Genomic DNA, 15,733 nt, shown 5'->3' on the forward strand with positions numbered 1-15,733 from the left:
TCGGGTGGCAGGCATCGCCGGCCGCGGCGCGGGGAACCGTGCTCGCATGCGAGCCACCCACGACGCGCTGCTGCTCATCGACCTGCAGGAGGACTACTTCGTCGACGACGAGCTGGAGCGCTGCCGCGACGACGTGCTGGACACCTGCTCCGAGCTGGCCCGGGCCGCGCACCGGGCCGGGGTCCCCGTGCTGGAGGTGCGCACCGAGCACGAGCCCGACCGCAGCACCTGGACCCTGACGATGCTGGAGGACGACCAGGGCGTCGTCGTGCGGGGCACCCCCGGCGCCGCTCGCGCGGAGGGCCTGGACCCGGGGCCGGCCGACCTGCTGCTGAAGACGCGTGACAGCGCGTTCTTCGGCACCGACCTGGTGGAGCGGTTGCGCCGGCGGGGAGTGCACCGGCTGGTCCTGACCGGGGTCAGCACCGAGTCCTGCATCGCCGCCACGGCGCGCGACGCGTTCGCCCACGACCTCGCCGTCGTCCTGGTCTCCGACGGGACCGCGTCGGTCTCCTGGGAGGAGCACGACCACACCCTGGAGATGCTGAGGACCCAGCACCGGCAGGACGTCCTGACCGCGCGCGAGGTGGCCGCGCAGTGGACCTCGGGTCACGACTGACCCGGTCCCGGGGGTCGCGACGATGCACAGCGGAGGGTCGCGGGCGGCTCCTCGGAATCCGCGGAGCCGCCCACGACGGTGACGACGCCGCCACCGGCCCGCCGGGGGGGGGTGCGGCCAGTGGCGACGCCGGGCTCAGTCGGGTGCCGGTCCCCGAGGATCCGGCCCCGCGTAGCCGCGCTCGGACTCCTCGACCACTTGGGCGGCGACGTCGCTGAGGGGCTCGTTGGAGGTTCTGGAGTAGCGCTGGAGGACGGTGAACGCCTGGTGCAGCGAGAGCCGGTGCCGCTCCATGAGGATCCCCTGGGCTGCACCGATGCGGTGCCTCGTGCCGAGCGCGGTCTCGAGACCGGTGATGATCTTCGCCGCGTCGAGGGCCGCGGCCGCGTGCGTCGCGTAGAGCAGCACCGCGTCGTGGGTCGCCCCTCTCCACGAGCCGCGGTGGTGGGACCACAGCGTCATGACCGCCTGGGTCCGGCCGCGCGTCAACAGCGGCACCGCGGCGACGGAGCGGACGCCGTGCGCCCGCACCGGTGCCGCGAGGTCCAGCCACCCCGGCCACCTGTCCTCGGCCGCCAGGTCGTGGGAGACCACGGACTCGGCCGACTCGAAGGCCGCCACGGTCGGACCGGCCCACGTCGACAGCTGCGACTCCTGCAGGGCCTCGGCGACCTCCGAGGTCGCCTCCGCGGGCGCCAGCCGGTGCCGGCGCGCCCGGACGCTCAGGGTCGCGTGGTCGCACCCGTCGACGACCTCCAGGGCCAGGCGACAGATCCGCGCGGCGGTCAACGCCTCGTCACGCTCGTCGGAGAGCTCCTGGGACACCTGGGCCAGCACGGTCGCGAGATCCTCGCGCGACATCCACACCACCTGAAGACGAGATCGATCGCCCGTCTTCTCCAGGCGAGGCCCCATCCTGCCCTGAGACGTCCCTGTCACGCACTTTCCGACACGCGCTCACCCCTGTGCGTCCTGCGTCACACACGCGCGGAGACGCGGTCTGGTGCGGGGGCCTGGAGAGGAGGCATGGACCTGGGACGCGCGGGTACCCACCGGCATCCCACGAAGGCCCACGACCGGACCACGACCGGCCCACGACAGGCCCACGACAGGCCCACGAAAGGTGAGTGTCATGACTGCCACCGTCCCGTCCCCCGCCTCCCCGCCCTCCCGACACGAGGACGGCCAGGCGCCGGGACGCGTCCCGGTGGTCCTGGCCACCTCCTCCCCCCTCGTGCGCGGAGGGCTGCAGGTCATGCTGGGGAACCGACCCGAGCTGAGGATCGTCACCGGCCCGCCCGCCCCACCCGCGCGGGTCGCGCCGACCGGACGGGAGCGCCACGCCCCGGGCGCGGTGCTCTTCGACGCCGGGGAGCCGGAGGCGGCGTACGCCGAGGTGGTCGCGGACGCCCGCGCGGCCAGGTGGACGGTGCTCGCGCTGGCCTGGCCCGGTGAGGCCAGGCGCCTGCTGCGCGGCCCCGTGCCGTCGCAGCCCGACGGCTGGCTGCCCAAGACCGTCGGCGTCGACGAGGTGGCGGGCGCGTTGGTGCGCGCTGCCCGGCGCGGCCCTGCGCTCAGCGGCCCGTGCAACACCTCGCCCCGCACCGACGACGCGGGGCTCAGCGAGCGCGAGTGCCAGATGCTGGTGCTGATCGCGGCAGGGCTGAGCAACAAGGAGATCGCCGAGCGCTGCTACCTGAGCATCAACTCGGTCAAGACCTTCATCCGTGCCGCCTACCGCAAGACCGGTGTGCGGCGTCGCGTCGAGGCGGTCACCTGGGTCCACGAGCAGGGGTTGAAGGGCACGTCGGACAGCCCGCACCGAGCCCCGCCGGCCGCCTGAGCGACCCCGGGGTCAGTGGGCCGGCGGCGTACCGCCGGGCAGACCGCGGGCCTCCACCACCCGTGCGGCGACGTCGCGCAGCTTGAGGTTGGCGTCGTTGGAGATGCGGCGCAGCACCTCGAAGGCCTGCTCGGCGTCGATGTCGTAGCGGGCCAGCAGGACCCCCTGCGCCATCCCGATCTCGTGCCGGGAGGCCAGGGCCGTGCGCAGGCCGGAGACCAGGCGTGCCTGCCGGAGCGCGTTCGCGGCGTGCGTGGCGAAGACCTCCGCCACCTCCACCGCGTGGTCGTCGAAGGCGGAGAGCCGGCGGGAGTAGAGGTTCAGCGCGCCGATGTCGTCCTCGTCGGAGCGGAGCTTGACCGACAGGGTCGACCTCCAGCCCTCCTCGTGCGCGCCCTTCGCCCAGCGTGGCCACCGCTCCTCGGCCCCGAGGTCGTCGACGCGCAGCGTGGCGTCCCCGGAGGCCGTGTCGAGGCAGGGACCCTCCCCGAGGTCGTACTGCAGCTGGTCGGCGCGGCGCACCGCCTCGTCACTGGCCTCGGCGGTCGCCAGGCCCTGCCGCCTGCGGTGCACGGTGAGGCCGCACCCCTCGGCGCCGCGCACGACCTCGACGGCCCGGTGGACGACCCGCCCCACCGTCACCGGCTCCTCGGTGCCGCTCAGGAGCTCCTCACTGACCCGGGCGAGGTAGGCGGCCCAGTCCCCCTGGGGCTCGCCGGCGTCGTCGCTCATCTCTCCTCCAAGATCGGGGCACCCACCGTAGCGACGTCGCCACCACCCCCGCACGGGGGTGACACGTGACCGCACGGTGCGTAGTGTCGAAGGGGTTCCGGGAGCTGCAGACCGTCGGCTCCTGGTCGGGCCCCACACCGACCTGTCGCAGCACACCCCTGAAGGGGGGCTGCAGATGACCTCGCCCTCTTCCTCCACCATCCGCCGCCGGCGGACCGCCGCCCTGCTCGAGTACGCGCAGGGGCTGCCCCGCGGCCCACGGCGCGCCACGCTGCGCACCGTGGTCGACCTCAACTGTCCCGTCGCCGAGCGCATCGCCCAGCGCTACCGACGCCGCGGCCTCGCCGACGACGACCTGCGCCAGGCCGCCTACGAGGGCCTGATCAAGGCCGTCGGCCGCTTCGACCCCTCGCGCGCCGACGACCTGCTCACCTTCGCCGTCCCCACCATCCGCGGTGAGGTGCAGCGGCTATTCCGCGACGAGTCGTGGGGCGTGCGGCCGCCACGTCGCCTGCAGGAGCTCTCGGCCGACGCCCACACGGTGACCGACGACCTGCGCTCGGAGCTCGGTCGCGAGCCCACCACGCTCGAGGTCGCCTCCCGCCTCGGCTGCAGCGACGCCGCGCTGCGGGAGGCCCGGCTCGCGTCGCGCAGCATGGTCACCCGCTCCCTCGACGTCCCCGGCGGCGAGGAGGGGGACGGCGCCCCCGGCACCGAACGCCTCGGCCGGGAGGACCGGCTGGACCACGTCGAGAACCGCATGGTCCTCGAGCCCGCGCTGCGGACGCTGTCCGGGCGGGACCGGGAGATCATCCGGCTCCGGTTCACCGAGGAGCTGAGCCAAGGTGAGATCGGCGAGCTGATCGGGGTGACGCAGACCCAGGTCTCCCGGCTCCTCACGCGCATCCTGGGCCACCTGCGCGGCGCCCTGGGGGACGTGGACCTCCGACCGCTCACCTCCGGGCCGACGCCACTGGTGGGCCACGTGTGACCGCTACCCGAGGGGGTGGCTAGCGCCCGCGGGCACGTGGGTACCGGAGGGCGTGACCGTCTCGGACCCCTTCCTCTGCTCGCTCGCCGCCGACCTGCTCGACGTGCCCGAGCCCACGACCGACCAGCTCAGCGCCGTACGCCGGTTGCTCGAGGGGCACGACGTGCTGCTCGTCGCACCGACGGGCACCGGCAAGTCGCTGGTCTTCCAGCTCGCCGCGGCGGCCGCCGAGCGGCTGTGCGTCGTGGTGACGCCGCTGCTGAGCCTGGCCGGCGACCAGGTGCGTGGGCTGGACTCCACCGCAGGCGAGGGGTTCGCCGCACGATGGACCTCGGCGGAGTCCGCGGCCGACCTCGACGCCGCGGAGTCGGCCGTGCGGGACGGCACCCTGCGGCTGCTCTACACCTCCCCCGAGCAGCTCGAGGGTGGCCCGCTGCACGACCTGCTGGCCGAGCACCCGCCCGCGCTGCTCGCGGTGGACGAGGCGCACTGCGTCTCGACGTGGGGCACCGACTTCCGGCCGGCGTACGCCGCGCTCGGGCAGGTCCGTGAGGCGTGGGGCTCCCCGCCGACCGTGGCCGTGACCGCGACCGCGTCCTCCGCGGTGCGCAAGGACGTGCACCGGGTGCTGGGGCTCGGCGGGACCGAGCAGGTCCTGGGCTTCGAGCGCCCCGAGGTCACCCTGCGCGTGCTGCGGCTGCACGAGGACTCCGAGCGCCCCGCGCTGGTCGAGGAGCGCGTCCGTGCGCTGCGCGAGGAGACCGAGGGCGGGCTGGGGCTGGTCTACGTGCGCACCCGTCGCGACGCCGAGTCCCTCGCCGCGCGCCTGGCCGAGGCCGGTCTGCGCGCCCCCGCCTACCACGCCGGGCTCCCCCGGGCGCGTCGCGAGGAGGTGCACGACGCCTTCCACGCCGGCGACGTCGACGTGGTGGTGGCGACCTCCGCGTTCGGCATGGGCGTCCACCAGCCGGAGGTGCGCTTCGTCCTGCACGCGCAGGCCCCCGAGTCGCTCGACGTCTACTACCAGGAGTCCGGCCGGGCCGGCCGCGACGGGCGAGCCGCCGTGGCCGAGCTGCTGTTCCGCGACGAGGACCTCTCCCTCGGGCACTTCTTCGCGGGCGGCCGGCCCCGCTCCGCGTCGGTCCGTCGCGTCGCGGAGGCGTGGCGGGACGCACCGGACGCCGACGTGCGGACCCTCGCGTCCAGCACCGGCCTCGGTCGGCGGACCGTGGGCCGGGTGCTCGCGCTGCTGACCGCCGGCGACGCGGACCCGTCGCAGGACGTGGACCGGCTGGCCGACGCCGTACGTCGACGGGCCGATGCCGAGCGCACGCTGCGCCGCACCCAGGTCGAGCGGGTGCGGGAGTACGCCGACTCGCCGCACTGCCGCGACCTGGTGCTGCGCCACCACTTCGGCGACCTCTCCGAGGAGCCCTGCGGGCGGTGCGACACCTGCAGCGCCGAGGGCGGTGCTCAGCCGCTGGAGACGCTGCGCGACCTCGACGGGCTGCGCCCGGAGGCGGGCGTGCGCCACCGCAGGTTCGGTCGGGGCACGATCACCGACCTCACCCGCGACACCGTGACGGTGCTCTTCGACCGGGTCGGCTACCGCACGCTGGCCACCGAGCTGGTCCGCGAGCGGCAGCTGCTGAAGCCCGCCTGACCGGCGACGACACGACGACGGGCCGGCACCCCAGGCTGGGGAGCCGGCCCGTGCGTCACCGACCTCTGGGCCGTGCGCGAGCGACCTCTCGGCCGTGCGCGAGCGACCTCTCGGCGGGTCAGGGCGTGAAGACCACCTTGACCACGCCGTCCTCCTTGTCGCGGAAGCGCTGGTAGGCCTCGGGGGCCTCGGTGAGGGGGAGGTGGTGGGTCACGAAGTCCTCGGTGCCCAGCGGGTCCGCGTCGTCGACCAGCAGCGGCATGATGTCGTCGGTCCAGCGACGGACGTTGGCCTGGCCCATCCGCATCTGGATCTGCTTGTCGAACATCTGCATCATCGGCATCGGGTCCACGGCACCGCCGTAGACGCCGAGCAGCGACACCGTCCCGCCGCGGCGTACGGCGTCGATCGAGCCGTGCAGCGCCGCGAGCCGGTCGATCCCGGCCGCCTGCATGAACGGTCCGGCCAGCGCGTCGGGCAGCAGGCCGACGACCTTGTGGGTGGCCTCGACGACCTTGTTGCCGAAGGCCTCCATGCCGACGGCGTCGATGACGGAGTCGGCACCACGGCCACCGGTACGCGAGCGCACCTCCTCCGCCACGTCGTCGACCTCGTTGAGATCGATGGTCTCCGCCCCGCGAGCGGCGACGCGGGCGAGTCGGTCCCGCTCCCGGTCGGCCACCAGGACGCGGTGGCCGCGGTGCATGGCGATCCGCGCGGCCATGTCGCCGATCGGGCCGGCACCCATGACCAGCAGCACCCCGTCGTCGGGGAGCTCGGCGTACTCGACCCCCTGCCAGGCGGTGGGCAGCACGTCGGACAGCAGCACGAAGCGGTCGTCGACGGGGCCGTGCGGGACCTTCATCGGCAGGAAGTCCGCGAAGGGGACGCGCAGCAGCTCGGCCTGGCCGCCCGGCACCGCGCCGTACAGCGAGGAGTAGCCGAACAGGCTGGCGCCGGTGCCGGTGTCGCGGTTCTGCGTGGTCTCGCACTGGCTGTGCAGCCCGCGCGAGCAGGTCCAGCAGCTGCCGCAGCTGATGTTGAACGGGACCACCACGCGGTCGCCGACGGCGAGGTCGCGCACGCCGGGCCCGACCTCCTCGACGATGCCCATCGGCTCGTGGCCGATGACGTCGCCGGCGGACATGAACGGGGCCAGCGGCTCGTACAGGTGCAGGTCGGACCCGCACAGACCGGTCGTGGTGATCCGCACGACGGCGTCGGTGGGCTCCTGGATGGTCGGGTCGGGCACCTCCTCGACGCTGATCTTGCGAGGTGCCTGCCAGGTGACTGCCTTCATGATCTCTCTCCTTCCCTCGAGTGGGTCCGGGTCAGGCCAGGGCCGCCGGGAAGCGGTCCCAGGCACGGTGGGCGGGCAGCAGCCCGGAGAGCTGCTCCCAGGCGCTCGTGGGGTCGTCGCCGACGACGACCCCGACGGACTGCGGGTCGACGCCGGCGGCCTCGAGCACCGCCTGCCCGGCCGAGGTGGCGCCCACGGCCTTGCTGTGGCGGAAGCACTCCTCCACCAGCAGCCGGACGCGCGGGTCGACCGCGCCCTCGCCGGCGGCCTTCTCGTCACGGGCGCCGAGGGCGTCCGGGGCGGGGACCGGGGCGGCCAGGAGCAGCACGGCGTCGAGCTCGACGGAGCGACCCGTGGCGAAGGTCCGCTGGACCGGCACCCCGTCGATCTCGCCTCCGCGGGGACCGACGACGAACGGCACCAGGCCGGCCCCGAAGATCGCGTCGCGCACCGGCTGCACCTGGTCGGCGGGGGTCGTGGCGTCCACGACCAGTCCCACGATCCGCCCGTCGGTGGGCCAGGTCCCGCCGAGCTGGGACAGGGCCGGGCTCGGCTCGACGTCCGCGATCGCCGTGGTCGGCTCGGGGGCCGGGAGACCCAGCCCCGCGGCCACCTGCGCGCACAGGTCCTCGTCGACGTTGGCGAGCGCCTGCAGCTGACGCTCCTTGATGGCCTGCTCGTAGCACTTGCCCAGCTCGAAGGTGTAGGCGCGGACCACGTGCTCCTTCTCCACCGGGCTCAACGAGAGCCAGAACAGCCGCGCCTGGCTGAAGTGGTCGTCGTACGACGCCGGGTTGGCCCGGACCTTGCGGCTGGCCTCGATGCTCGCGGCGGCGTCGACGAAGGCCCGCTTCTGCTCGTCGGTGAGGTCCTCGCCCTGGTTCTCCAGGCTGAAGGGGCACCCGCCGTCGAGGGAGTTGGGCCGGTAGGGCGCGACCCCCGGGTGCACGGCGTGCTGGTGCATGCCGTCGCGCAGCATGTCGTTGACCGGCGCGTGCGGCCGGTTGATCGGCAGCTGGTTGAAGTTCGGCCCGCCCAGCCGCGAGAGCTGGGTGTCGAGGTAGGAGAAGTTGCGGGCCTGCAGCAGCGGGTCGTCCGTGACGTCGATGCCGGGCACGAGGTGACCGGTGTGGAAGGCGACCTGCTCGGTCTCGGCGAAGTAGTTGGTCGGGTTGCGGTCCAGCACCATCTTGCCGATCGGCTGCACCGGTGCGATCTCCTCGGGCACCAGCTTGGTCGGGTCGAGCAGGTCGATGCCGTGGAAGGTCTGGTCCTCGGTGTCGGGGAAGACCTGGACGCCCAGCTCCCACTCCGGGAACGCACCGGCCTCGATGGCGTCAGCGAGGTCCCGGCGGTGGAAGTCGGGGTCGAGCCCGCCGAGCATCTGCGCCTCCTCCCAGGTGAGGGAGTGCACGCCGAGCTTGGGCTTCCAGTGGAACTTCACCAGCGACGTGGCGCCCTCGGCGTTGGTGACCCGGAAGGTGTGTACGCCGAAGCCCTCCATCATCCGGTAGGAGCGCGGGATGCCGCGGTCGGACATGTTCCAGATGGTGTGGTGCTGGGCCTCGGTGTGCAACGACACGAAGTCCCAGAACGTGTCGTGCGCGGACTGGGCCTGCGGGATCTCGCGGTCCGGGTGCGGCTTGCCGGCGTGGATGATGTCGGGGAACTTGATGCCGTCCTGGATGAAGAAGACCGGCATGTTGTTGCCGACGAGGTCCCAGTTGCCCTCGTCGGTGTAGAACTTCGTAGCGAACCCGCGGGTGTCGCGCACGGTGTCGGCTGACCCGCGGCTGCCCAGCACCGTGGAGAAGCGCACGAACGTCGGCGTACGACGGCCCTCCTCGAAGACGCTGGCCAGGCAGATCTCACCGACGGTGCCGTAGCCCTCGAAGTAGCCGTGGGCGGCGGCTCCACGGGCGTGCACGACCCGCTCGGGGATGCGCTCGTGGTCGAAGTGGGTGATCTTCTCGCGCAGGTGGTGGTCCTGCAGCAGGGTCGGGCCGCGCGATCCGGCCTTGAGCGAGTGGTCGGTGTCGCGCAGCTTCACGCCGGTGGCGGTCGTCAGCCAGCGGCCCTGCTGGCCGCGAGCGGTGCCCTCCTCGCCCTCCAGCGCCTCGCCGGTGGCGGTGCGCAGCTCGGGCGCGCCCTGGTCGGGCTTGGGGGGCAGGGGGTCGTGGGGCTCCTGGGGCTCCTGCACCGAGGGCGGCTCGGGGGCGGGGGCTCCGGGGATGGTCGGGTCGCTCATGGGGTGCTCCTTCTGCAGGGAGGCGGACGGCACGGGGCCGCCCTCTGTCGTCCCGGACCGGCGCCCGTCGCGCGGGGTCCGGACCGGGAGGTCGTGGGGGGACCGGGGCCGGCGGTCCGTCAGTCCCGTGCGGGCAGGCGGCGCAGCGGCCGGGTGGCGGGGCCCTCGAGGACCTGGCCGTCCCGGTCGAAGCGGGAGCCGTGCAGGGGGCAGTCGTAGCTGCCCTCGTGGGGGTTCCAGCGCAGCGGGCCACCGAGGTGGGTGCACACCGGCAGCAGCCGGCAGTCCTCACCCACGGCGCGACGACCCGAGGTCTCGACGGGTGCGGCCAGGCCGGCCGCGGCGGCGGCGCCGCCGAGGGCGACACCGACCTGAATGCCGGCCAGCGCGGGGACGTCGCGCAGCCGGGCCCGACGGCCGTAGAGGTCGTCGGCCCAGGGCTCCGGCACCCCCAGCACGTCGCCGGTGAAGGACAGGGCGGCGGCCACACCGCTGGTGAGGCCCCACTTGTTGAACCCGGTGGCCAGGTGCACGCCGGGGCTCGCTCCCCCGAGGCTGCCGACCAGCGGGAGGTGGTCGGTCGTCGTGTAGTCCTGCGCCGACCATGCGCCGAGCTCGACCGCGTCGGGCCAGTGCTCGGAGGTCCAGGCGCGCAGCTCGTCGACCCGGCGGTTCTCGGCGCGGCCGCGGCCGGTCTCGTGCCCGGCACCGCCCACCAGGAGGATGCGTCGGCCGTCGACCTCGGCGCTGCGGAACGACCGGGACGGGCCACCGCCGGACAGCGCCATGGTCTCGGGGGCCGCGGCGGTGTCGAAGGCCACGATGTAGCTGCGCTGGGCGGTGACCCGCGCGAAGTGCATGCGCCGGTCGACCACGGGCGCTCCGGTGGCCAGCAGCACGCGGCCCGCGCTGACCCGGCCCTCGTCGCCACCGTGCGAGACCTGAAGGTGCACCCCGTCGCCCCGCTGGCGCACGCGCTGGACGCGCGTGTCGCCGACGACCACGGCACCCGCCTGGAGGGCCGCGGCGAGCAGCCGCTCGACGAGCTGTCCGGGGTCGAGCTGCAGCTGGTCGTCGAGCAGCGTCGCGGCGGCCGCCGGGACCGGCAGCCGCCGACTCGCGTCGGCCGGCGCGGAGCATCCGCGAGAGCATCGTCCCCTGGAGCGCGGAAACCTTGCCGGTGGTGCGGCCGGTCGTGACGGCCCCGGGGTGCCGGGCCTCGAGCACGACGACGCCCAGCCCGGCGCGCGCCAGCAGCAGCGCGGCGGTCAGACCGGTCACGCCCGCCCCGACCACGGCCACGTCGACCTGCTCGGTCGGCAGCGCGCCGTCGGCCGCGGGCGTGCCACGCTGCTTCCACCAGATGCTCTCGGCCATGCCGGGGTCCCTCCCGAGTCGTGGACGCGGCACCGTGCGTGCCGCAGCCCCGACGCTGCCCCGTCGATCGACGAGTCCTCCCACCCTTCCGGGCGTCATCTGCGCGCCACGCCTGGCATCCGGGGGTGACCTCATACCTCTGGGCGAGGAGCGGGCGACCGCTGAGGGGAAGGGTGGAGCCATGAGCACCAACACCCGCGTCGTGCACGCCACCCCCGACCAGGTCTGGGACGTCCTCGCCGACGGCTGGCTCTACCCGCTGTGGGTGGTCGGTGCATCCCGGATGCGCGAGGTCGACGACCACTGGCCGGCCGAGGGCGCCCGGCTCCACCACTCGGTCGGCTCCTGGCCCCTCCTCCTCGACGACGAGACCGTGGCCGAGGCGTGCGACCCCGGCCGGATGCTCCGGCTCACCGCCAAGGCCTGGCCCGGCGGACAGGCCGCGGTGACGGTCACGCTCGAGCCCCAGGGCGCCGACACGCTGGTCACGATCGAGGAGGACGCCAGCCACGGGCCGGGGCGCCTGGTGCCGCCCCCGCTACGTCACGCGATGCTGGGCTGGCGCAACGTCGAGTCGCTGCGGCGCCTGGCCTACCTGGCCGAGCGACGGAGCGCCGGCTGAGGTCCGCTGAGGTCGGCTGGAGCCCTTGACCGCGCCCGTGACGATGGGACGCATGACCTCCGAGCTGCCCGCCACCGTCGACGCCGTGGTGGTCGGCGCCGGGCCCAACGGCCTGGTCGCCGCGAACCTCCTCGCGGACGCCGGGTGGGCGGTCCTGGTCCTCGAGGCCGCGGAGGCGGTCGGCGGCGCGGTGCGTCACGACGACGAGCTGCACCCCGGCTTCGTCCAGGACACCTTCAGCGCCTTCTACCCCTTCGCCGCGGCCTCCCCCGTGGTCGACCGGCTGGACCTGGGATCCCACGGGCTGCGGTGGACCACACCCCCGGCCCCGCTGGGCCACCCGCTGCCCGGCCGGTGGGCCCTGGTGCACCGCGACCGCGACGACACGGCCGCCGGCATGGAGGCCGCGCACCCCGGGGACGGCGAGGCCTGGCTGGACCTGTGCCGGCAGTGGGACGCCATCGGCCCCGGGCTGCTCGACCTGCTGCTGAGCCCCTTCCCGCCGGTGCGCGGCGGTGCCCGGGCCGGTCTGGCGCTGGCGCGCCACGGCGCCCTGGGCACGGTCCGCCAGCTCCTGACGCCCGCCCTCGGGGCGGGCTGGGGCCGCTTCACCGGGGACGACGCGCGGCTGCTGGTCAGCGGGAGCGCGGGGCACGCCGACATCCCGCTGGACGCGCCCGGTTCGGGGGCGTTCGGCCTCATCATGACCATGCTCGCGCAGGCCGACGGGTTCCCCGTGCCGGTGGGGGGAGCCGGCGAGCTGACCGCGGCCATGGCGCGCCGGTTCGTGTCGCTGGGCGGCGAGCTGCGCACCAGCACCCCGGTGGAGCGCGTGGTCGTGCGGGACGGCCGGGCCGTCGGCGTACGCGCGGCGGGGCGGGAGGTCCGGGCCCGGCACGCCGTGCTCGGCGCCGTCAGCGTCCCGGTGCTGTGGGGCTCGCTCGTGGACGAGGAGGACCACCCGGCGCGGGTACGCCGCGGGCTGCGCCACTTCGAGCTCGACCCGGCGACGGTCAAGGTCGACTGGGCGCTGTCGGGTCCGGTCCCGTGGGAGACACCGCCGCCCGTCGCACCCGGCAGCTTCCACGTCGGGGACTCCCCCGAGCAGATGCACGAGGCCACGAGCCAGGTGGCCACCGGGCGGGTGCCGGCCGCGCCGTACCTCCTCGCCGGCCAGATGACCACCACCGACCCCACCCGCTCCCCCACGGGCACCGAGTCGCTGTGGGCCTACACCCACGTGCCGCACCGGGTCCGCGGGGACGCGGGTGCCGACGGCCTCACGGGACGCTGGGACGCGGCGGAGACCGAGCGCTTCGGGGACCGGATCCAGGCGCGGATCGAGGCGCTGGCGCCGGGGTTCGGCGACCGGGTGCTGGCACGGCGCGTGCTCGGGCCGCACGAGCTGCAGGCGCGCAACGCCTCCCTGGTCGGCGGGGCCGTCAACGGCGGGACCTCGCAGTTGCACCAGATGCTGGTGCTGCGGCCCTGGCCCGGGAAAGGGCGGCCCGGCACCGGGCTCCGCGGCCTCTACCTCGCCTCGAGCTCGGCCCACCCCGGTGGTGGCGTGCACGGCGCTCCCGGTGCCAACGCGGCCCGGGCGGCCCTGCTGGACCGGCGGCTGCCGGGTCGCTGAGCGCGCGGCGCCGCCGGGAGCGGTGAGTGCTCAACCGAGTTCCCACCGGATTCGGTTCAGAGCTCACCGCTCACGGGCACGCCCGCCCACGGCGGTGAGTGCTCAACCGAGTTCCGACTGGAGTCGGTTCAGAGCTCACCGCTCACGGGCACGCCCGCCCACGGCGGTGAGTACACAACCGGTTCCCCAACCGAGCTGGTTCAGGGACCACCGCCCACGGGACGCCTCAGCCCAGGACCTCGTCAAGGTGCTCGAGCAGGTCGGCGGGGTCGTCGAAGACGTGCTCGGCGCCCGCCTCGCGCAGCACCTCGTCGCTGAACCCACCGGTGCGGACCGCGACGAACCGGACCCCGACCTCGCGCGCCGCCTCGCCGTCCCAGGGGGCGTCGCCGAGCATGAACGCGGCGCCGGAGCCGGCCTTCTCCAGCACCTGCTCGACCGGCTCGGGGTGCGGCTTGGAGTGGCCGACGTCGTCACCGGTGGTGACCTCCTCCACCAGGGTCGCGGCCCCGGCGGCCTGGAGGAGCGCGTCGGTCGTCTCGGCGTTCGCCGAGCTGGCGACGACCAGCCGGAGACCCCGGTCGCGCAGGGCCTGCAGCAGCTCGTCGGTGCCGCGGGTGGGACGCACGTCCCCGAGGACCGACTCGAACAGCTCGTCGTGGCGCGCGCGGACGTCGTCGCCGATACTCCCCTCGGCCGCTTCGCCGGCCAGGTGGGTCACGATGCGGTCGCCGCCCATGCCGATCGCGCCGTGGATGCGGTGGGAGGCCACGGTGAGGCCGACCTGGTGGAAGGCCCGCACCCACGCGTGGACGTGCAGGTAGACGGAGTCGACGAGGGTCCCGTCGATGTCGAGGACGACGGTCGTGGCGCGCTGGTCGGCGTCGGGGCTCATGCCGACCGACGGTAACGAGCCCGGTGCACGCGACGGGCCACCTGACCGAGTGAAGCCGCAGGGGTGGGACGGTCCCGCCGCTCGGCTGGCAGGCTCGAACCACGCATCCGCTCCTGGAAGGGGAACACCGTGGACCGCCCCAAGGTCGTCGCCGCGATCGTCATCGCCATCATCGTGCTGGTGCTCGGCACCATGGTGGTGATCGGGCTCGTCCAGGGTGACGACGTGGACCGCGAGGAGAACCCGGTCATCGGCCTGGCACCGGCCGCCTCGGCCGTGGCATCGGCCCCGCTCACCCGCTGACGACTCCCCCACCGTCGTCGCGCCGGCGCAGCAGCGCCAGCACCCCGCGCTCGTAGACACGACGCTCCACCTCGACCAGACCGTGCTCGGCGCCGGCCGCGGCCACCGGCCCGTCCAGCTGGGTCTCGCTCCCCACCTGCAGCACCATCGCCCCGCCCGGCGCCAGCACCCGGCCCGCGGTGCGCACGCAGTCGATCGCCAGTGCGCTGCCGTCGGCACCGCCGTCGATGGCGCGCACCGGGTCCTCGGGGAACCGCGTCACCTCGTGCGAGGAGACCCACGGCGGGTCCGCCAGCACCAGGGAGTACGCCGTCGGGTGCTCGGCCGCGTCCGCGATCGTCTCCGTGCGGACGCTCACCTGGTCGGCGAGACCGTTGCGACGGGCGTTGTCGGCGGCGTACCGCGAGGCCACGGGGTCGACGTCGACGCAGACGAGCTCGCGGCGGGTGCCGGCCACCGCGAGCAGGCCGATGTGACCCGCCCCCGAGCACAGCTCCAGCACCGGCCCGGGCGGCAGGTCCGTGAGCAGCAGCGCCGCCCAGCGGGACTGCTCGGCCACCCAGGGCCGCGGCTCGAGGATGCGGGGGTCCCACTGGATCTCCAGCCGCCCCACGAAGGCGGTCCGGGGCCGGACCGGGGCGTCCTCGCCCAGTCCCTCGGCCCGCTCCACGGGCCCGGGGGTCGCGGGCGCTGCCAGTCCGGTCGTGGTCGGCTCGGTCATCGCCATGCTCGCGCTCCTCGTGCCTCGTGGTCTGTCCCGTCCTCGACGAGTACCCACTCCGCGCCGTCGCGACGCACCAGGCCGCGGCGCTCGAACTGCTCCAGCCACCCTCGCATCGGCCACTCACCCCACCGGTCGCGGAACAGCCGCCCGTTGCGTAGCACGTCGTGCAGGTGCTCCACCGGCGGGGAGGACACGGGGTGGTGCTGGTGGTAGGCGCGGGCGTCACCCGTCCAGCCCAGTCCGATGCCCTGGGCGAGCAGCGACCGGCCGAGGTCAGTGTCCTCGCCGCCGTAGCCGACGTACTCCTCGCAGTAGCCGCCGCACCGCTCCCAGGTGGCCGAGCCGACGGCGTAGGACAGCGACCAGAACAGCTCGGCGGGCGCACCGCGTCGTCGCTCGCCGGGGGCGGGCGCGGGCCGGGCGGGGTGCGGGTCGTCGAGGGCCGCGAGCGTGCCGAGGTCGTAGCCGCGCGGCGGTGGCGGCGGGAGGTAGGTCACCGGCCCCGACCACACGGTCGCGGGGTCGTCGCGGACGGTGGCGGCGTACCCGGCGACCATGGTGGGGCCGGCCAGGCAGTCCACGTCGAGGCCGATGAGGACGTCGCAGCCGGCGCGCGCGGCATGGGCCATGCCGAGGTTGCGGGCCGCGGCGAGCGGCAGCCCGAGCGGGTCCCGGCCGACCGCGAGGACCTCGACGGGCGGCCCGTCGCCCACCGCGACGCCGGCCACGGCCGGGTCGTCCATCGCCACGACGACGTGCACGTCCGGCACGACCGTGCCG

At 74.7% G+C, this 15,733-nt stretch carries 15 protein-coding genes and 1 pseudogene; 7 read left to right on the forward strand and 9 right to left on the reverse strand.

The annotated features are described in order from the left end of the window. The first annotated feature begins 46 nt into the window (after positions 1-46). Entirely contained in the window at positions 47-619 is a 573-nt protein-coding gene (locus tag A6R01_RS13335; RefSeq protein ID WP_292606659.1) for an isochorismatase family cysteine hydrolase, read from the forward strand. Between the two features lie 135 nt (positions 620-754). On the opposite strand, the gene A6R01_RS13340 is transcribed toward A6R01_RS13335, so the two are convergent. Continuing rightward, entirely contained in the window at positions 755-1,480 is a 726-nt protein-coding gene (locus A6R01_RS13340) for a GAF and ANTAR domain-containing protein (RefSeq protein WP_292606661.1), read from the reverse strand. Positions 1,481-1,751: 271 nt separating this feature from the next. On the opposite strand from A6R01_RS13340, the gene A6R01_RS13345 reads away from it, so the two are divergent. Further along, the gene (locus A6R01_RS13345) at positions 1,752-2,462 is read left to right on the forward strand and encodes a response regulator transcription factor (protein WP_292606663.1); all 711 of its coding nucleotides are present in this window, start codon (positions 1,752-1,754) and stop codon (positions 2,460-2,462) included. Positions 2,463-2,474: 12 nt separating this feature from the next. Here A6R01_RS13345 and A6R01_RS13350 read toward each other — a convergent pair whose 3' ends face one another. Further along, a complete protein-coding gene (locus A6R01_RS13350; RefSeq protein ID WP_292606665.1) occupies positions 2,475-3,194 on the reverse strand; it encodes a GAF and ANTAR domain-containing protein in 720 nt (239 codons plus the stop codon). Between the two features lie 175 nt (positions 3,195-3,369). Here A6R01_RS13350 and A6R01_RS13355 point away from each other — a divergent pair, with 175 nt between their 5' ends. Then, positions 3,370-4,185 carry a sigma-70 family RNA polymerase sigma factor gene (locus A6R01_RS13355; protein WP_292606666.1) on the forward strand — a complete coding sequence of 272 codons (816 nt, stop codon included), beginning with the start codon at positions 3,370-3,372 and terminating at the stop codon, positions 4,183-4,185. A 52-nt stretch (positions 4,186-4,237) separates the two neighbouring features. Beyond that, on the forward strand, positions 4,238-5,848 hold the full coding sequence (locus A6R01_RS13360; RefSeq protein WP_292606668.1) for a RecQ family ATP-dependent DNA helicase: 1,611 nt from the start codon (positions 4,238-4,240) through the stop codon (positions 5,846-5,848). 118 nt (positions 5,849-5,966) lie between these two features. Here A6R01_RS13360 and A6R01_RS13365 read toward each other — a convergent pair whose 3' ends face one another. The 4 genes and pseudogenes from A6R01_RS13365 to A6R01_RS18330 form a co-directional block, all read right to left on the reverse strand. Continuing rightward, the gene (locus tag A6R01_RS13365; protein WP_292606670.1) at positions 5,967-7,148 is read right to left on the reverse strand and encodes an alcohol dehydrogenase catalytic domain-containing protein; all 1,182 of its coding nucleotides are present in this window, start codon (positions 7,146-7,148) and stop codon (positions 5,967-5,969) included. A 31-nt stretch (positions 7,149-7,179) separates the two neighbouring features. Then, positions 7,180-9,396 carry a catalase gene (locus A6R01_RS13370; RefSeq protein WP_292606672.1) on the reverse strand — a complete coding sequence of 739 codons (2,217 nt, stop codon included), beginning with the start codon at positions 9,394-9,396 and terminating at the stop codon, positions 7,180-7,182. Positions 9,397-9,515: 119 nt separating this feature from the next. Next, entirely contained in the window at positions 9,516-10,505 is a 990-nt protein-coding gene (locus A6R01_RS13375; protein WP_366925109.1) for an FAD-dependent oxidoreductase, read from the reverse strand. Between the two features lie 28 nt (positions 10,506-10,533). After that, a pseudogene (locus A6R01_RS18330) lies at positions 10,534-10,956 on the reverse strand (FAD-dependent oxidoreductase); the annotation flags it as partial. Between A6R01_RS18330 and A6R01_RS13385 the strand changes: the two are divergent. Next, positions 10,955-11,395 (forward strand): SRPBCC family protein, encoded by a 441-nt coding sequence (locus A6R01_RS13385; protein ID WP_292606674.1) that lies wholly within the window; start codon positions 10,955-10,957, stop codon positions 11,393-11,395. The pseudogene A6R01_RS18330 and the gene A6R01_RS13385 overlap by 2 nt on opposite strands. 52 nt (positions 11,396-11,447) lie before the next feature. Further along, positions 11,448-13,031, forward strand: coding sequence for an NAD(P)/FAD-dependent oxidoreductase (locus A6R01_RS13390; protein WP_292606676.1), 1,584 nt, complete (start codon positions 11,448-11,450; stop codon positions 13,029-13,031). Positions 13,032-13,257: 226 nt separating this feature from the next. On the opposite strand, the gene A6R01_RS13395 is transcribed toward A6R01_RS13390, so the two are convergent. Continuing rightward, the gene (locus tag A6R01_RS13395) at positions 13,258-13,926 is read right to left on the reverse strand and encodes an HAD family hydrolase (RefSeq protein WP_292606678.1); all 669 of its coding nucleotides are present in this window, start codon (positions 13,924-13,926) and stop codon (positions 13,258-13,260) included. A gap of 129 nt (positions 13,927-14,055) precedes the next feature. Between A6R01_RS13395 and A6R01_RS13400 the strand changes: the two genes are divergently transcribed. Further along, positions 14,056-14,229: a hypothetical protein gene (locus A6R01_RS13400; protein WP_292606680.1), complete on the forward strand. Its 174-nt coding sequence runs from the start codon at positions 14,056-14,058 to the stop codon at positions 14,227-14,229. Here the strand turns inward: A6R01_RS13400 and A6R01_RS13405 are convergent. Then, positions 14,219-14,956 carry a methyltransferase gene (locus tag A6R01_RS13405; protein WP_292606682.1) on the reverse strand — a complete coding sequence of 246 codons (738 nt, stop codon included), beginning with the start codon at positions 14,954-14,956 and terminating at the stop codon, positions 14,219-14,221. The genes A6R01_RS13400 and A6R01_RS13405 overlap by 11 nt on opposite strands. Next, a partial coding sequence (locus tag A6R01_RS13410) for a galactosyltransferase-related protein (protein ID WP_292606684.1) occupies positions 14,947-15,733 on the reverse strand: 787 nt, incomplete at its 5' end. The genes A6R01_RS13405 and A6R01_RS13410, both read right to left, overlap by 10 nt.

The sequence above is a fragment of the Nocardioides sp. REDSEA-S30_B4 genome, assembly GCF_001627265.1.
Lineage (GTDB): Bacteria > Actinomycetota > Actinomycetes > Propionibacteriales > Nocardioidaceae > Nocardioides.

What these genes read in the sequence shown, in the direction of transcription:
- A6R01_RS13335 (WP_292606659.1), top strand. Translation starts at nt 47, where the DNA reads ATGCGAGCCACCCACGACGCGCTGCTGCTCATCGACCTGCAGGAGGAC.
- A6R01_RS13340 (WP_292606661.1), bottom strand. Translation starts at nt 1,480, where the DNA reads ATGTCGCGCGAGGATCTCGCGACCGTGCTGGCCCAGGTGTCCCAGGAG.
- A6R01_RS13345 (WP_292606663.1), top strand. Translation starts at nt 1,752, where the DNA reads ATGACTGCCACCGTCCCGTCCCCCGCCTCCCCGCCCTCCCGACACGAG.
- A6R01_RS13350 (WP_292606665.1), bottom strand. Translation starts at nt 3,194, where the DNA reads ATGAGCGACGACGCCGGCGAGCCCCAGGGGGACTGGGCCGCCTACCTC.
- A6R01_RS13355 (WP_292606666.1), top strand. Translation starts at nt 3,370, where the DNA reads ATGACCTCGCCCTCTTCCTCCACCATCCGCCGCCGGCGGACCGCCGCC.
- A6R01_RS13365 (WP_292606670.1), bottom strand. Translation starts at nt 7,148, where the DNA reads ATGAAGGCAGTCACCTGGCAGGCACCTCGCAAGATCAGCGTCGAGGAG.
- A6R01_RS13370 (WP_292606672.1), bottom strand. Translation starts at nt 9,396, where the DNA reads ATGAGCGACCCGACCATCCCCGGAGCCCCCGCCCCCGAGCCGCCCTCG.
- A6R01_RS13385 (WP_292606674.1), top strand. Translation starts at nt 10,955, where the DNA reads ATGAGCACCAACACCCGCGTCGTGCACGCCACCCCCGACCAGGTCTGG.
- A6R01_RS13390 (WP_292606676.1), top strand. Translation starts at nt 11,448, where the DNA reads ATGACCTCCGAGCTGCCCGCCACCGTCGACGCCGTGGTGGTCGGCGCC.
- A6R01_RS13395 (WP_292606678.1), bottom strand. Translation starts at nt 13,926, where the DNA reads ATGAGCCCCGACGCCGACCAGCGCGCCACGACCGTCGTCCTCGACATC.
- A6R01_RS13405 (WP_292606682.1), bottom strand. Translation starts at nt 14,956, where the DNA reads ATGGCGATGACCGAGCCGACCACGACCGGACTGGCAGCGCCCGCGACC.